Annotated in this window: 13 protein-coding genes; 5 read left to right on the top strand and 8 right to left on the bottom strand. The window is 61.9% G+C overall.

The genetic code is table 11. The features are described from left to right. Window positions 1–92 precede the first annotated feature (92 nt). Together HKD24_RS00265 and HKD24_RS00260 are read left to right on the top strand one after the other, a co-directional pair. A complete protein-coding gene (locus HKD24_RS00265) occupies window positions 93–347 on the top strand; it encodes a YMGG-like glycine zipper-containing protein (protein ID WP_194258502.1) in 255 nt (84 codons plus the stop codon). Window positions 348–395: 48 nt separating this feature from the next. Further along, entirely contained in the window at window positions 396–884 is a 489-nt protein-coding gene (locus HKD24_RS00260; RefSeq protein WP_194258501.1) for a hypothetical protein, read from the top strand. 25 nt (window positions 885–909) lie between these two features. On the opposite strand, the gene HKD24_RS00255 is transcribed toward HKD24_RS00260, so the two are convergent. From HKD24_RS00255 to HKD24_RS00245, 3 genes are all read right to left on the bottom strand, one after another. Next, a complete protein-coding gene (locus HKD24_RS00255; RefSeq protein WP_194258500.1) occupies window positions 910–1677 on the bottom strand; it encodes a sulfite exporter TauE/SafE family protein in 768 nt (255 codons plus the stop codon). A gap of 165 nt (window positions 1678–1842) precedes the next feature. Then, window positions 1843–3414 carry a 2-isopropylmalate synthase gene (locus HKD24_RS00250; RefSeq protein WP_194258499.1) on the bottom strand — a complete coding sequence of 524 codons (1572 nt, stop codon included), beginning with the start codon at window positions 3412–3414 and terminating at the stop codon, window positions 1843–1845. A gap of 208 nt (window positions 3415–3622) precedes the next feature. Beyond that, window positions 3623–4447: an N-acetylmuramoyl-L-alanine amidase family protein gene (locus tag HKD24_RS00245; RefSeq protein ID WP_194258498.1), complete on the bottom strand. Its 825-nt coding sequence runs from the start codon at window positions 4445–4447 to the stop codon at window positions 3623–3625. 558 nt (window positions 4448–5005) lie between these two features. Between HKD24_RS00245 and HKD24_RS00240 the strand changes: the two genes are divergently transcribed. Further along, window positions 5006–7789 carry an Rne/Rng family ribonuclease gene (locus HKD24_RS00240; protein WP_194258497.1) on the top strand — a complete coding sequence of 928 codons (2784 nt, stop codon included), beginning with the start codon at window positions 5006–5008 and terminating at the stop codon, window positions 7787–7789. Between the two features lie 89 nt (window positions 7790–7878). Here the strand turns inward: HKD24_RS00240 and HKD24_RS00235 are convergent, their stop codons facing one another. Both HKD24_RS00235 and xseA read right to left on the bottom strand, forming a co-directional pair. After that, on the bottom strand, window positions 7879–8241 hold the full coding sequence (locus HKD24_RS00235) for a hypothetical protein (RefSeq protein ID WP_194258496.1): 363 nt from the start codon (window positions 8239–8241) through the stop codon (window positions 7879–7881). Between the two features lie 36 nt (window positions 8242–8277). Then, window positions 8278–9831: an exodeoxyribonuclease VII large subunit gene (xseA, locus tag HKD24_RS00230; RefSeq protein ID WP_194258495.1), complete on the bottom strand. Its 1554-nt coding sequence runs from the start codon at window positions 9829–9831 to the stop codon at window positions 8278–8280. Window positions 9832–9897: 66 nt separating this feature from the next. Here xseA and purD point away from each other — a divergent pair, with 66 nt between their 5' ends. Together purD and HKD24_RS00220 are read left to right on the top strand one after the other, a co-directional pair. Continuing rightward, window positions 9898–11127 carry a phosphoribosylamine--glycine ligase gene (purD, locus tag HKD24_RS00225; RefSeq protein ID WP_194258494.1) on the top strand — a complete coding sequence of 410 codons (1230 nt, stop codon included), beginning with the start codon at window positions 9898–9900 and terminating at the stop codon, window positions 11125–11127. Further along, on the top strand, window positions 11124–11813 hold the full coding sequence (locus tag HKD24_RS00220) for a hypothetical protein (protein WP_194258493.1): 690 nt from the start codon (window positions 11124–11126) through the stop codon (window positions 11811–11813). Before purD ends, HKD24_RS00220 begins: the two co-directional genes overlap by 4 nt. Here HKD24_RS00220 and HKD24_RS00215 read toward each other — a convergent pair. The 3 genes from HKD24_RS00215 to polA are packed head-to-tail and all read right to left on the bottom strand — an operon-like array spanning window position 11793 to window position 16905. Continuing rightward, on the bottom strand, window positions 11793–13448 hold the full coding sequence (locus HKD24_RS00215) for an ABC transporter substrate-binding protein (protein ID WP_194258492.1): 1656 nt from the start codon (window positions 13446–13448) through the stop codon (window positions 11793–11795). The genes HKD24_RS00220 and HKD24_RS00215 overlap by 21 nt on opposite strands. Beyond that, on the bottom strand, window positions 13449–14057 hold the full coding sequence (locus HKD24_RS00210) for an SCO family protein (RefSeq protein WP_062508589.1): 609 nt from the start codon (window positions 14055–14057) through the stop codon (window positions 13449–13451). Between the two features lie 13 nt (window positions 14058–14070). Continuing rightward, the gene (polA, locus tag HKD24_RS00205; protein WP_194258491.1) at window positions 14071–16905 is read right to left on the bottom strand and encodes a DNA polymerase I; all 2835 of its coding nucleotides are present in this window, start codon (window positions 16903–16905) and stop codon (window positions 14071–14073) included. Between the last annotated feature and the right edge of the window lie 50 nt (window positions 16906–16955).

Here is a 16955-nt window from a genome sequence, read left to right as displayed (position 1 = left end):
CCTGCCACCCTTCTGTCACGTTGTGTCTGTCTAAATCCGCAAAACCGTTCCGGCCATCACAGTTTCCGGAACGCCCAACAGGATGTTTTGTCATGAAGACCTTCACAACTCCCCGCTTTCTGGCCGCTCTGACTCTGTGTGGCGTGGCTCTCGCCGGGTGCGGCAGCCCGTATGACAGTGGGGCCCGCGCCGGTTCGGGCGCCCTAATCGGCGCAGGCGGCGGTGCGGCAATCGGTGCGCTCGCAGGCGGCGGTCGCGGTGCGGCTATCGGCGCCCTGGTCGGTGGCGGTACAGGTGCGGCAGTGGGCGCAGCGACGACACCCAACCGCCCACGCAACGGATATTGAGCTATAAGCAGAGCTCACTTCCGTTAGAGACGATCAAGGATTCGGACTATGAGGACCGCTTTTTCCCACTCTGCCCTGCGCGGTACGGCGCTGGTCGGAGCATTCGCCACAGTCATGGCTCTGGGTGGATGCGAAGGGAATTATGACCCTGGCTCACGCGCACTGGGTGGCGGCCTTCTTGGCGGCGGAACCGGTGCGGCCATCGGCGCGCTTGCTGGCGGCGGCCGTGGTGCGGCGATCGGCGCCCTGGCCGGTGGCGTTCTCGGTGCCGGCGCCGGTGCCGTGACCACGCCCAACCGTCCGGGCTACCAGAGCGGTTACCCCAACGGCCAGCAGCAGGGTTACTACCAAAACCAGCAGGGTGCGTATCCGCAGCAGCAGGGCCAGTACATGCAGCCGCAGTACCAGTGCCCGCCCAACACCAACTGCCAGCAGCCGCAATATCCCAACGGCTATCCGTCCAACAGCGGATATTCCCAGCAGGGCGGCTATCAGCAGCCCCAGCCCCAGAACTATCAGGGCGGCTACGGCTACTGAGGCCTGAGTGCCAGGATGGTCCCGTTCAGACCATCCGAAGGCCGATGATTGCCAGAAGAATACCCAGAAACCACCTCTGAGCGTTCTCTGGCAGGCGTCCTGCCAGCAACGTCCCGAGCAGGATGCCGGGGATGGACCCCATCAGCAGTTCCACCAGCACAACGGTATCCACCGCGCCCTGAAGCCAGTGACCGCCGCCGGCCAGCAGCGCCAGCGGCACGGCGTGTGCGATATCCGTCGCCACGAGTTCACGCGTGCTGACCCGTGGGTACAGCACCGTCAGCGCCGCCATCCCGATTGCTCCCGCCCCGACCGATGACAGCGTGACCAGCGTTCCCAGAACCGCACCCAGCACGACTGTCAAAATATCGACTGTCTGCGGACGCAGCGTCCCGGCGCCAGTTGACCATTTCTGAAGCCAGGGCTTGAGCAGGATGGCCGGAACCGTCAACAGAAGCGCCACACCCAGCACTTCGGTAATCAGCTTCGAGACGAACGGACTCGGACCGGCATGATGCAGGAAGATCAGGCACAGCAGACCCGCAGGCAGACTGCCCACCATCTGAAGAAGTACGACTCTCCATCGTACAACACCATGATGACGATTGAGCGCCGTTCCAAAGATCTTGGTGATGGCAGCGTAGAGCAGATCCGTGCCCACTGCCGATTGCGGTTTGACGCCAAAAAGCAGGATCAGCAGCGGTGTCATCAGGGAGCCGCCGCCCACACCGGTCATTCCGACCAGAAATCCTACCAGCAGTCCTGAAAGCGTGTAGAGCCATGAATGCGGCATGACGATCCCTTGTCTCGGCCAGAAAGGGAACCATAGCGATCGTGCTATATTTGTCTACTGTCTATATAAACTATTAAATATAGTTGTTTATGGCTGTGTCAAAAAAAACAGGCATGCAGATTTCTCCACATGCCTGTTGTCATGCAAAGCAGGACACCTGAAAGATCAGGAAAGCGCCTCCGGCTCCGTCCGCTCACGCTTGGTCAGGAGCTTGTTCAGAGCGTGGATATAGGCGCGGACGGCAGAAACCACCGTGTCGGCATCAGCACCCTGCCCGTCCACGAGCTTGCCGTTTTCCTGCAGACGGACCGTCGTGCGGGCCTGCGCGTCGGTCCCTTCCGTGACGTTGGCAACCGAGAACAGGGCCAGTTCAGCCGTATGCGGGAATGCTTCGCCAATGGCACGGAAAGCCGCATCGACCGGACCATTGCCGTTGACTTCGGCGTACTGAATGGCACCATCGACGCTGATTTCGAGCTTGGCACGGGCCTTCTGCTTCGTTCCGGAGGCCAGTTCCAGCGCGATCAGATGCACGCGCTCATGATCGCGGCTCTCGTCATCGACGAGGGCACGGATGTCGTCGTCGAACACGACCTTCTTGCTGTCGGCCAGATCCTTGAAGCGCGCGAACGCGGCGTTCAGAGCCTCGTCTTCCAGCGGCGGGTAGCCGAGCTGCGCCAGCTTGTCGCGGAAGGCCGCACGGCCGGAATGCTTGCCCATGACCAGTGAGGTCTTGTTCCAGCCCACGCTTTCCGGCGTCATGATCTCATAGGTCGCGGCGTTCTTCAGGATACCGTCCTGATGGATGCCACTTTCATGCGCGAACGCATTACGGCCGACGATCGCCTTGTTCGGCTGGACATCGAACCCCGTGATCGTGGCCAGCATGCGGGACATGCCCAGCAGCTTCGTCGTCTCGATGCCAGTCGTCTTGCCGTACTGGTCGTGACGGGTGCGCAGCGCCATGACGATTTCTTCAAGCGCCGCATTGCCTGCGCGCTCGCCGATACCGTTGATGGTGCACTCGATCTGACGTGCACCACCTTCAACAGCAGCCAGCGTATTGGCAACACCGAGCCCCAGATCATTATGGTTATGCGTCGAGAAGATCACCTGATCCGCACCCGGCACGCGCTCACGCAGCATGGTGAAAATGGCGCGCATTTCTTCCGGCGTGGCAAAACCGACCGTATCGGGGATGTTGATCGTGTTGGCGCCGTTGCGGATTGCCATTTCCACGCAGCGGCACAGGAAATCGGGCTCGGTCCGCGAACCATCCTCGGCTGACCACTCAACGTCATCCGTGAACTGGCGCGCCTTCTGGTTGCCCGATGCGATGATTTCCAGAACCGTTTCCGGCTCCATCCGCAGCTTGTACTTCATGTGCAGCGGCGATGTGGAAATGAAGTTGTGAATACGCGGACGCTCGGCCTTTTTCAGCGCCTCGCCACAGGATTCGATGTCACGCTTGCCACCACTACGGGCCAGACCACAGATCACCGATCCACGGACTTCCTCGGCAATGCGACGCACGCTCTCGAAATCGCCTTCGGACGCCACCGGAAAGCCGGCTTCGATCACGTCCACGCCCAGATTGCTCAACGCATGGGCCATGCGGAGCTTCTCTTCGAGGTTCATCGAAAAGCCGGGGGACTGTTCGCCGTCGCGCAGCGTGGTGTCGAAAATAATGACGCGGTCGTCGGCGATCGTGCCGAAGGACGGATGGTGGAAGCTCATGATTGTGATCGTCTCGTCTGGTTCAGGAAAGTTTTTTGTCTGTCATCCCCTGAACGCAACGGAGCGCTGTCCGCCTTGGAAAGGCGTTCAGGGGCCGATAAGTCGAAGCGAGAGGATCGAAAGAAACGTCATGGCTGCGTTAAATGACCGATTCTTTCGTCATGCGCAACCCGCATGACCGTGAAGCCTTCATTGCAGAAATATCAGATCAGCCGGTCATGATGCCCGGATGGGAGGCAAAATAACGGTCTATCGCCGTTTTCAGGGCGCTGGCGACCTGCGTGCGATGCACGGCCTGACGCAGCGCCGCCTCGTCCAGCCGGTTGGACATGAACCCCATTTCCACCAGCACCGATGGAATTTCAGACGATTTCAGGACCACAAAAGCCGCATGACGTGACGGATGGGTCAGCAGACCAATCCTGTTCCGGAACGAATTGACAATGCTTGCCGCCATATGCGCGGAGCCACGACGCGTCTCTTCGGAAACAAGACTGGCCAGGATCTGTTGTACATCCGGCGACATCCCGTGAAAGGCCGGTCCGGCAAAACGGTCCGCACTGTTTTCCGTGCGCGCAAGAGAGGCGGTCTGCGCATCCGAGGCCCCGCTGGACAGCGTATAAACGCTCGCCCCGCGCACATCCCTGTCATGCAAAGCATCGGCATGCATGGAGATGAAGAGATGCGCCTGATGCCGCTGGGCCAGTTCAACGCGCCCTTCCAGTGGGATGAACCGGTCTTCCGAGCGGGTCATGGCAACACGGTACTGACCGGACGCGAGAAGCTGGCGGCTGAGTTCGGAGGCTGCGGCTTCCGAGATATGCTTTTCATAGGTACCGGAAATCCCGATCGCGCCAGGATCTTTTCCGCCGTGACCGGGATCCAGCATGACGAGCGGCTTCGGAGGTGCGGCCCCGCGATGCACGGCGGGTGCGGACAGTTTCTTATGCAGCGGATGGCGCCCGAATGCCGCAACGGGAGTCAGCAACGGCAGCCCCGAAAGACCACTTACCAGTGTGCGTCGCGTCAGCATCCCTTGTTCCCAGCGTTCGGCGGTGAATAACGGGGCGATCATACAGCACAAAACCCTGTCAGGAACATGGCATGAAGTGTCTGCAAAACAGCGCACGGGCAAATGAAAAACGCCGCGCTTGCCACGGGGGGCGGTTTCGGTCATCCTGCGTGACAGGGACCTGTAAAGTGCGGTCCGACCGGACACGGGCTCAAGCCTTTCCCGTACCGCTCCCGCCTTTCCCTGTCTCTCCGCCACGACGTCCCGTCGTTTGACAGATGCGCGACTAGCCCTCCGCACCCTGTCCTGACCGGACCGAACTGGCGATCTTATGGATTCCGGTACAGGCCAGCCGCCCGTCCGGATCAGGTTTTTCATCCGGCTCCAGACTCTGGACCGGCCGTCTGTTCAGGGGACGAATGTCACTCAACGTGCTCGCAGCCAGCAACATCACCGGAACGGGACCCAACGTGTCCCGCCGCTGTGCGTTCGGACTGCGCCGTTCCCTCCACCCCACACAATCTGACGCTCCCCCCGGCCAAGGCAGCCATCGCGGAGCGTCGTGGAGTTCAGTTTTCCATGACCAAGCGTATGCTCATCGACACCACACACGCGGAAGAAACGCGTGTTGTGGTCATGGATGGTGACCGCGTCGAAGATTACGACGTCGAGACATCGACCAAGAAGCAGCTCAAGGGCAATATCTATCTTGCCAAGGTCATTCGCGTAGAGCCGAGCCTTCAGGCCGCTTTCGTCGAATATGGCGGCAATCGCCACGGCTTCCTCGCCTTCAGCGAAATCCACCCCGACTATTTCCAGATCCCTGTCGCAGACCGCGAGAAGCTCATCGCGCTCCAGGAAGAGGAAATTGCCGAGCGCGGTGATGCTTCCGATGATGGCGAGGCCGAAACGGTTGCCGAAGAGGTCACGGACAGCGAAGACGGCGACAACCATGACCGTCGCGCGCCCGAAACCGTCGGTGGCGAGCACGATACGGGTGAGGAAAGCGCATCGTCGCGCCGCACGGCCCGTTTTCTGCGCAACTACAAGATCCAGGAAGTCATCCGCCGCCGTCAGGTGCTGCTGGTGCAGGTCGTCAAGGAAGAGCGTGGTAACAAGGGCGCGGCCCTGACCACCTATATCTCCCTGGCCGGCCGCTACTGTGTCCTGATGCCCAACGCCCTGCGTGGCGGTGGCGTTTCGCGCAAGATCACGTCCGATTCCGATCGCCGTCGCCTGCGCGACATTATCGCGGAGCTGGACCTGCCGAAATCCATGGCGATGATCGTCCGCACGGCTGGTGCAGGCCGACCGGCTGCGGAAGTAACGCGCGACTGCGAATATCTGCTCCAGCTCTGGGACGACATCCGCTCCCACGCCCTATCCTCGGTCGCACCGACGCTGGTCTATGAGGAAGCAAGCCTCATCAAGCGCGTCATCCGTGACCTGTATTCCAAGGACATCGAAGATATCCTGGTGGATGGTGAAGCGGCCTGGAAGAGCGCGCGCGAGTTCATGCGCCTGCTGATGCCGAGCAACGCCAACAAGGTGAAGCTCTGGCAGAACCGTGGCCAGAGCCTGTTCGCCCGCTACAATGTCGAAGGCCATCTGGACGCGATGTTCTCGCCGACGGCCCGTCTGCCGTCCGGTGGCTATCTGGTCATCAACCAGACCGAAGCCCTCGTCGCCATCGACGTGAACTCCGGCAAGTCCACCTCGCAGCGCAACATCGAGGAAACGGCCCTGCGCACAAACCTCGAAGCCGCCGAGGAAGTTGCCCGCCAGCTGCGTCTGCGTGATCTGGCCGGTCTGGTCGTGATCGACTTTATCGACATGGAAAGCCGCCGTCACAACGGACAGGTGGAAAAGCGCCTCAAGGAAGCCCTGCGCTCCGACCGCGCCCGCATCCAGGTCGGACACATCTCCCATTTCGGTCTGCTGGAAATGTCCCGCCAGCGCCTGCGTCCGTCCATTGCGGAGTCCGTTCTCACCCCCTGCCCGCATTGTCAGGGCACCGGCTTCATCCGTGGAACGGAAAGCTCGGCCCTGCACGTCCTCCGCGCCATCGACGAGGAAGGCGCACGCCAGCGTTCAGCCGAGATCGAAGTCTATGTGGGTTCGGACATCGCGCTCTACATCCTCAATCACAAGCGTTCCTGGCTGGCGGATATCGAACGCCATCACCGCATGCAGGTGGTTTTCCGCACGGAAGAGAACCTTGCCGCGGCTGACATGCGCATCGAGCGCCTGAAGGCCCAGACCGCTGCTCCCGAGCGTCAGATCGAGCGTGCTCCGGAGAATGTTCGCACGATCGAGATTATCGAGGAACAGGCTCCTGCTCCGGTCGCTCTGCGGACGGAAACGCCGGTTGTCGATGCGGAAATCATCGAAGACGTCGTGGCCTCCGAAGGCGACGAGGAAAATAATGGTGGCCGTCGCCGCCGTCGCCGTCGCCGTCGCGGTGGCCGTCGGGAGCAGAACGGGGATGTGTCGGCCGTGGAGACGCAGCAGGCAGCTCCTGTTTCCGAAACCCGCGAGGCTCCTGCGCCGGAACAGGCTGACGAGAACGGCATCATTCCGGGCCGTCGTCGCACCCGCTTCAAGCGTATCGTCAAGGAAACCGAAGGCTCCGACACGACCGTTGCGGAACCCGTGTCCGAGACACGGGATGTGGCGCCCCGGCGCAGCACCGCGCCGGCAGCCGCAAACCGTACGCCACGCCGTGAAGAGCGCGAGGAGCGTCCGGCACAGCGTCGCTACACGGGTCCGACCCCGGCTGATCCGTTCGGTGGCAGCTTCGACATCTTTGATGTGATCGAGCAGGCGGAGTTCGAGGGCACGACCCAGGCTCTCCAGACCGGCATCAACACGCCGACGGAAATCGAGATCGCGCACACGCCTGCTCTCGAAACGACCGTTGTCGTCGAGGAACCGGCTGCCGAGGAAGCTCCCAAGCCCCGCCGTGGTCGCGGCCGTCGTCCGGCCCGCGCCAGGGAAACGGACGCCGCTCCTGCCGAGACGGCTGTCGAAGCTCCTGCGGCCGAGGCCGCCCCGGCCCCGGTTGCTGAAGAGCCCGTAGCCGAAGAGGCTCCCAAGCCCCGCAGGACGCGGACACGCCGCACATCGAAGGCAAAGACTGAGGAAGCCGAGACTCCCGTTACCGAGCCTGCTGCTGAAGCGGCCCCTGTTGCTCCGGCAGAGCCTGCTGCCGAGGAAGCTGTTAAGCCGAAGCGGACCCGCACCCGTCGGACCACAAAGGCCAAGCAGGCCGAGGCCCCGACTGATGAAGGGAACGTCCTTCAGCCGGTGAACATCGACGAAGTCGCACCACCAAAGCGTCGTGTCGGCTGGTGGAAGCGCTGATCCGTCAGCGTGTTCTGCAAGCATGAAAAAGGCCGGTCGGGATGTCCCGACCGGCCTTTTTATTTGGGACTGTCAGCCCAGCGAGTGCTTTAGCGGCAGACGCTCTGGGCTCCCGTTGCCGCGATATAGGTCCCGGTCAGCGGCTGGAAACAGGCATTGCGCGGGCAGGAACTCGTGCTGGCCAGGCTCTGCGGATAGATGGCTCCGGCCGCCTGGGCCTGTTCCTGAAGGGCTGCTCCACAAAGCGGTGTGTTGAGCGGCGCTGAAGGATCGTTGAACAGCTTCTTCTTGCCATCCTCAGAGGTTTCTTCGACCAGACCGGGCGCAAAATCCTGCGGCGGGATCCTGGCCTGCGTCGGAGGCGAGCCCGCAGGACGCGCTGGCGCCGTCGGCTGCTGGGCACAGGCTGCAAGCAGCGGCAGGGCAACGAGACTCAACCAGAACGAACGCATGCAGACTCCGGATCACAGATCGGGTGGATGAAAGATTTACAGCCCAAGATCGCCCTGCGGCGACAGGCTGTCCAGTCTTGCCCCACGATCACCGTCAGCGAAAGACAGAACGACGCGATCCGCAACAGGACGGGCCTCCGCACTCGTGACGGGCTGCCCGTTCACATCCTGCACCAGGACATAGCCCCGACTGAGAATGGTGCGGGGAGAGACGGCCTCAAGATGGCTGCCCAGTCCCTGAAGCCGGGCCTGCTGGAGACGGATGGCGCTTCTGAGAATATCGGGCGACAGGCGCTGACGCTCCGTCCGGAGCTGGAAGGTCTGGAGCGCGCGCTGCCAAGCTGTCTCCAGTTCGCCAGAAACCAGACGCAGCGCGGCCCGGCGACGCTCGATCAAGAGTTCCGGGCTGGGAAGATGGGTCGCGGGTGCTGTCAGGCGGGCGCGGGCGCGGCTGACGAGAAGCTCGGGCGCGGGCAGCCGCAGGGCCTGCAACCGTGCGCAACTGCGCCCGATCAGAAGCTCCGGTGACGGCAGATGCATTCCCGGAGCATCGAGCCGGTTACGAACCCGCATGACAAAGGACGGCAATGCCAGATCGAGCCGCTGGCCCCGATCGTCCAGACGCATCCGGGCGGAATCCAGCAGACCCGGCAGATCGGGCAGACGGGCGGCGGCCTGATCCAGTCGCGCACGGGCCGTCTGGATAATGCGGGTGAGCGCACCTGTCAGACGCGCATTGCGATGCGCCATGTCCGCGACCATTTCCGAGCGCAGGGGCACGGCCATTTCGGCGGCAGCGGTCGGTGTGGGCGCACGACGGTCCGAGACGAGATCGATCAGCGTGGTGTCGGTTTCATGGCCGATAGCGGAAATGATCGGCACCGGGCAGTTCGCCACAGCACGCAGGACGCGCTCGTCATTGAAGGCCATCAAGTCTTCAAGCGAGCCACCGCCACGCGCGACGATCAAAACGTCCGGCGTGCGGGGGCGACGGACAGACATGCCTTCAATGGCAGCGGCGATCTGCGCGGCCGCGCCTTCACCCTGAACCGGAACCGGCCAAAGCAGCACATCCCGCGGGAAGCGGCGGCTGATCGTCGTAATGATGTCGTGCAACACCGCGCCAGAACGCGATGTGATGACGCCCACCAGAGACGGCAGGAACGGAATGGCCTTCTTGCGCTCGGGCTCGAACAGCCCCTCTTCGAGCAGTTTGCGGCGCAGGCGCTCGATATTGGCGAGCAGAGCCCCCTCGCCCGCGAACTCCATGCGGTCGATGATGAGCTGATAACTGGAACGCTCACCGTAAGCCGACACACGTCCGGTCGCGATGACCTCGTTGCCGTTCTCCGGCGCCATGCCGAGACGTGAGACGCTGCCACGCCAGATCACACCGGCGATCTTGCCGCCTTCATCCTTGAGCGACAGATAAACATGCCCGGAGGGATAGCGCTTGAGTTCCGTGACCTCACCGCGGACGCGCACGCGGCCGAATCCGCTCTCCAGCGTGCGTTTGATCGCCCCAGAAATCTCGGAAACCGAATATTGCGGAACATTCCCGCGGATCGATGCGCCATCACTCTCCATCATGCCTCCAGTCTATGCTACGCACGCCGTCAAACGAAGCCCACGATTGCATAATAAAGGATAAGCGGAATGCGCGTTTTGCTGGTCGGGTCCGGAGGGCGTGAACATGCCCTGGCTACATGTCTTGCGCGCTCACCGGGGCTGACCGCCCTTTATGCGGCACCGGGCAATCCCGGCATGGCATCGGTCGCAACGCTCGTTCCGCTGAAAGCCGATGATGTCGCAGGGCTGGTGCAGTTCGCGCAGGAGCAGAAGATCGATCTGATCGTGCCCGGTCCGGAAGCGCCGCTTGTGGCCGGTCTGGCGGATGCCTGCGCCGAAGCGGGCATTCCGTGCGCGGGTCCGACGAAGGCTGCGGCCCTGCTGGAAGGTAGCAAGGCGTTCACGAAGGACGTGGCGGACGCGGCTGGCATTCCGACGGCACGCTGGGAGCGCTTTGAAGAGGAAGCCCCGGCCATCGAGTTCGTGCGTCGTCGTGGCGCACCGATCGTCATCAAGGCGGACGGTCTGGCTGGCGGCAAGGGCGTCGTCGTGGCCCAGAGCGTGGAAGAAGCCGAAGACGCCATCCGCAGGCTCGGCATGCCACTCGTGATCGAGGAATGTCTGGTGGGCGAGGAAGTCTCGCTCTTCGCGTTCTGCTCGGACGACAAGGCCGTGCTCATCGGGGCCGCACGCGATCACAAGCGCCTCGGTGACGGCGATACCGGCCCAAACACCGGCGGCATGGGTGCGATTTCCCCGCCCCCCGCTTTCGGGCGCGAGATGCAGGAAAAGGCCCTCGACATCATGGTGCGCCCCATGCTGGCCGAGATGGTCCGCCGTGGCACGCCGTTCCGGGGCGTGATCTTCGCCGGGCTGATGCTAACGAGCGAAGGGCCGAAGCTGATCGAATACAATGTCCGCTTTGGCGATCCGGAAGCGCAGGCCCTGCTGATCCGTCTGAAATCGGACCTGCTTCCGATCCTCGCCGCTCTGGCGCAGGGCAGTCTCGAACACGCAGCGGCAGAATTTTCCGACGAGCACTCGATCTCGCTGGTTCTGGCTGCGAACGGCTATCCGGACGCTCCGAAAAAGGGTGGCCGGATCAGCGGGATCGAACGCGCCGAAGCCGTTCCGGGCGTCTCGGTCTTCCATGCCGGAACAAAGCTGGTCGATGGCATTCTGGTCGCGGATGGCGGGCGCGTGCTGACGGTCTGCGCGAAGGCTGCGACGCCTGAAGAAGCCCGGAAGCTGGCCTATGAAGGCGCGTCCGCAATTCAGTGGGAGGACAAGATATTCCGCAGCGATATCGGCCTGTGACGGATGGACCGGCATTGCTGGTCCAGAAGATCTATCGGGAAACCGAAGCCCTGTATGCAAGGCTTGCGCCCGAAATGGGACAGGCTGCGCTGGGTTACCGTATTCTCTACGGTCCACCGCGCCCCTGTCCCGATATTCTTTTCATCGGCTTTCAGCCGGGTGGACGCGGTCAGGATGCGCTGGATGGTCTCGCCGAAGGCCAGCATACCTCATGGCCGACGCGATTTGAATTTGCAGCAGCACCATGGCCGCTGGCGCGCGCAATCCGCAAGATCTTCGGCGTCGAAGATCTGGACCAATGCACCGGGCTGAATCTTGTCTTCTTTCGTGCGCCTTCGATGACTGCATGGCGACGGATTCCACGCCCGGTCCGCAAGGAGCTTGAGCGCTTCTCACTGGAGAAATGCGAGGAGATTGTGAAGGCTCTGTGCCCCCGCATGATCCTCGTCATTGGTCTTGGGACTTTTGAGGCTTTGGCTCAGGGACTGCCGGTTTTACGAAAAGAGCATTCGCGCCGGCCGGATGTGCTTGCTCGGGAAGGCCAGATTTGGGGCGTTCCGGCCATCGGCGTGGCACATCTCACAGGCAGCCGCATCAACCGTCATGATGCCGACAGGCTGGCCGTTTTTCTTCGGGACAAAATAGGTTTTCACGCAAACCCTGCGTCACTGCACCCAGACATGTGAAAACACCATGTGGTTCAGCAGCGTCGAATAATAGTTGCCGAGCCGTTTGGAGACGAAATCGACGGTACGCATCTGGATCATCGGTGCACCAGGCATCTGGTCCATGATGGCGCGCCCGGCTTCCTGCCAGATCGGGGCTGCTTTTTCGGGATCGGTCTGTGCCATGGCCTGATCGAACAGTGACTGGACATGCTGGTCGCAGAAGCCCGTGAAATTCGGGGAGACAGCCGAGTTCGGGTGGTAGTTATCGCAGCCGAACAGGTCATCGAGGAAGGTTGAGGCCGATGGATAATCCGCGAACCAGTAAGCCAGCGCGATCTGGACGTGATTGGCGGTATTCTGCTCGTAGGACTCCGCAAGACCGGCCGTGATCGGCCGCAGTTGCGCGTTCAGGCCTATGGACTGAAGGGCATTGCGCAGATAGGTGCCCATTCCGAGTTCCATAGCGCGGTTTGGAACCACCAGCGTGACGGACGCACCCTCCGCACCGGCTTCATGGATCAGGCGGCGTGCCCCTTCCACATCCTGCAGACAACTCATTCCCAGATCGGCACCGGGAATACCGTGTGGCACCATCTGGCACAGCGGTTCGGAAATCGCGTCACCACCAAACAGGATCGTCATGGCATGGCGGTTGACGGCCATGCTGACGGCCCGGCGTACGCGAACATCCGTGAACGGCTTTTCATGGATATTCATGGCCAGATAATACAGGCCCAGAAGCGTATTGATGTGCACCTGGGATGTATATTGTGCGCCCAGTTCACCCAGACGGTCCGCTGGCTTGGCGTCCAGCATCCAGTCATAGCGCCCCTGTTCGACGGCCGTGACCTGCGCCTCATCCGAAAGACCGAAATCATATTCGATCCGGTCCACGAAGCCATCCGTCTGGGCCTGCGGGTTCCAGACATGGAAGTGCGGATTGCGCTCCAACACCATGCCGTGGCCCGGATCATATTCCGTGATGCGGTACGGTCCTGTCCCCGGAGCGGTTGTCCCGCCTAGATCATGTGGCGGAGTGCCTGCCGGCAGGATCACGGCATGAGGAAATGCGAGTTTGTACAGAAACTCGCCATCCGGTTTTGTCAGATGAAAGACGATTTCGCCGGTGTCCGGATGCCCTTCGACGCCAGGCAGCGTGCAGAGATCAGGCTTTTCCAGACACTCTTTCGCGCCTTCAATCCCGCCATAGAACGAGGCCGCGGTCGGGCTGCCTGCACGATAGATGCGGCGGAAAGACGCCACCACATCCTCAACCCGCACGGGAGAACTGTCTGAAAAATGCAGACCCGGGCGCAGATGCATGCGCCATGTCAGACCATCCGGACTGATCTGCGGCATGGCATCGGCAAGGTCCGGCACCACCTCCAGCCCCGCCGTTCCCGGAACCATCCGGAACGTCAGCAGCGGATCGTACATGTTGAGGAACACCTGGATGTACTGGGTTCCGTAATTGATCTGCGGGTCCAACGTTCCACCGGGACCATCCGCTGTCAGGTGCAGCGTGCCGCCACGATGGGGACTGCCGAGTGTAATCCCGTTCCAGTCAGGCGGGGTCTGCTCCCCGGCGTAGGCCTGAGAAATATCCAGCCCCAGAGCCATTCCTATCGCAAGAAGCGCAGACCCCCGCTTCATTCAGCGCTTCGCCAGTTCACGCAGACGCGCGATCAGCGCATCGGCATTGCCGTCAGCAGGAATGGTGCCAGCATAGCGGGCATTGGGGTCCATGATGACAATCTGCGGCGCGGGAACAAAATGGTCCCCTTCCTTCTGAAGCGGCGCATGATATTCGGCCGTCATGGCCTTGATCATGTTCGGCGTGGCCGTGAACGGCATGACATGGGGTGCGACAGGCAGGACATATTCCTTGAGCGGGTCAGCCTCGTCGAACGGATTGAGGGACACGGCCAGCGGCGAGACGCGGATGCCTTCCGGACGCAGCGTAACCAGCGCCTGCTCCATGCTTTTCAGCACGGGCTTGCACTTTTCCTCGGGGCAGTTGGCATCGAAGAACCAGACCAGCATCCAGGTATTGTGGAAATCGCCTTCGGTGACGGTGCTCTCGCCCAGCGAGTCCAGACGGAAGCTGCCGCCGACCTCATTGCCGTTAGACTGGACCAGAAGACCTGGCCCGCCATTGGACGCAAGATGGAAGCCAACATATCCCAGAACGGCCGCAACGGCGAGAACGCTCCAGATGATGCGATTGCCGACCCGCTTGCGGCGTTCGTGATTGGTCTGCATGACCTTCCTGTCTTTAATGTGCGTCAGCCCAGCTTGGGCCAATACCGGTTTCTACCTCAAGGGCCACATCGAGTTTGGCGGCCCCTTCCATTTCCGTGCGAACGAACTCCGCCAGCGCCTTTGCATCCTGCTCCTCGACTTCGAAGAGCAGTTCGTCATGCACCTGCAATACCATCCGCGCCTTCAGACCCGTCGCCGGCAGACGCCGTGCCAGATGAACCATCGCGCGCTTAATGATGTCGGCCGCACCGCCCTGAAGCGGTGCGTTGATGGCCTGCCGCTCGGCATAGGCACGACGGGCACCGTTCTTCTCGGTGATGCCCGGCACATAGCAGCGGCGGCCAAACGGCGTCGTGACATAGCCGTGCTTTTTCGCCTCTTCCTTGGTCCGCTCCATATAGGCGCGGATGCCGGGATAGCGGGCGAAATAGGCATCAATATAGGACCGTGCCTCACCTGCGGAAATCTGGAGCTGCTGCGCCAGCCCGAAGGCCGAAATGCCGTAGATGATGCCGAAATTGATGGCCTTGGCCCGGCGACGGGTCAGCGGATCCATGCCCTCAAGCGGAATACCGAACACTTCGGATGCCGTGCGCGCATGAATATCCTGCCCCAGACGGAAGGCTTCGAGCAGCGGTTCGATCTTCGCGACATGCGCCAGAAGACGCAGTTCAATCTGGCTGTAATCCGCGGACAGCAGGACACAGCCGGGAGCCGCCACGAACGCCTTTCGGATGCGCGCGCCTTCTTCGGTGCGGATGGGGATATTCTGCAGGTTGGGCTCGTTCGAAGACAGCCGTCCCGTTGTGGTGATGGCCATCTGAAAGGACGTATGAACCCGCTGCGTGTCCTGATCCATCTGCTGGACCAGCGCATCGGCATAGGTAGATTTCAGCTTGGCCAGCTGACGCCAGTCCAGAATCTTGCGCGGCAGCTCATGCCCCTGCTCGGCCAGTGATTCCAGAACCCCGGAATCCGTGCCCCAGCTTCCGCTCTTCGTCCGCTTGCCGCCGGGCAGACCCATTTCATCAAACAGGATTTCGCCAAGCTGCTTGGGCGAACCAACATTGAAGCTGCGTCCGACCTGCGCGTGGATTTCCTGTTCGATCGTCGCCATACGCTCGGCAAAATCGGCAGACATACGGCGCAGTTCGGTAGCATCTACCTTGATGCCGACATCCTCTATATCCGTCAGGATCTGGATCAGCGGGCGCTCGATTTCCTCATACAGCGCCAGCGCCTTCCGGATCCGCAACTGCGGACGCAACACCTGCCACAAACGGAGCGTGACATCAGCGTCCTCAGCGGCATAGGCGGTCGCGGTATCAAGCGCCACCTGTGCGAACGGAATGCGCTTGCGCCCGGTTCCCGTTACGGAATCATAGGTGACGGGCGTATGCCCCAGATGCAGTTCCGACAGTTCATCCATGCCCTGCCCGTGCTCACCGGCGGACTGGGCGTAGGAAATCAGCATCGTATCGTCGATGGGCGTGATCTCGGGAATGCCTGCGCCGCGAAAGACGGTCAGATCATATTTCGCGTTCTGGAACACCTTCAGAACGGACGCATCCTGCAACAGCGGCTTGAGACGCTCCAGCGCTGCGGCGCGGTCCAGCTGCCGGACAAAAGCTTCCCCAGTCGAATCTTCTTCCAGCAGGTCGAGCATGGTTTCGTGCAGAAACGGCACGTAACAGGCCTTCCCCGGCGCAACCGACAGCGACAACCCGACCATATTGGCCTGCCGTGCATTGAGACTGTCCGTCTCGGTATCGACAGCGACGACACCCGCTGCCCGTGCGTCCGCGATCCAGCGATCCAGCGCGTCCATATCCGTCACGGTCTCATAGGGACCATAAGGCGCATCAGGGATCGTGACAGCGGCGGCCTCTTCACGTTCGGCAGCCTTGTCCTCGGGCCGGACGATCTGGCGCGTGAACGGGCGCGGCTTTGCAGCCAGACCCAGCCCCATGCGCTGGATAATGGAATGAAAGCCCATCTCTTCCAGCCAGTCCCGCAGGGTTTCGCGAACAGGCTCGCGGCAGCCGAGTTCACTGATCGGCTGCGGCATCGGCGCGTTGTCGTCCAGCAGAACCAGCCTGCGGGACATGCGTGCGGCATCGGCATGCTCGATCAGGTTGTCACGCCGCTTGGACGCCTTCATGCCCGGTGCGGCGTCTAGGATCTGGTCCAGCGTGCCGTACTCGTTCACGAGCTGCGCGGCACCCTTTGGACCAATGCCGGGTACACCGGGGACGTTGTCGGTCGAATCCCCCATCAGCGCCTGCACGTCCACGACCTGATCGGGACGGACACCGAACTTGGCCTCGACCTCGGCTTCGCGGATCGGCTTCTGCTTCATTGGGTCCATCAGCTCGACGCCTGGACGCACGAGCTGCATCAGATCCTTGTCGGACGAAATGATGGTGCAGCACCCGCCATCCGCCACGACCGCCTTTGCATAGGCGGCAAGAAGATCGTCCGCTTCCCAGCCGGCAAGCTCGATCGACGGCACGTTGAAAGCCGCCGTGGCGTCGCGGATCAGTCCGAACTGCGGGCGCAGGTCTTCCGGCGGTTCGGGGCGATGGGCCTTGTACTGCGGGTAGATCTCGTTGCGGAATGTCGTGCGACCGGCATCGAAGATCACGGCCAGATGCGTGCCCACATGGTCCCGCAGCAGACGCGCCAGCATGTTCGTAAAGCCATAGACCGCATTGACCGGCACGCCTTCGGGGCTGCTCATCGGCGGCAGGGCATGGAATGCGCGGAAGATGAAGCCGGACCCGTCGATCAGTACCAGATGGGGCTTGCCCGAATCAGGCTTTCCCAGATCAGGTTTTTCTGGCGGCACGAATGTCTCCCTTCTCGCCCCGAAGGAGCGGACGTTCTAAAATCCTCGCG

Source organism: Gluconobacter vitians (assembly GCF_015244565.1).
In the GTDB taxonomy this organism is placed as follows: domain Bacteria; phylum Pseudomonadota; class Alphaproteobacteria; order Acetobacterales; family Acetobacteraceae; genus Gluconobacter; species Gluconobacter vitians.
Note: the sequence above shows the minus strand (reverse complement) of the source record. Positions and strands in the feature narration are given on the sequence as shown.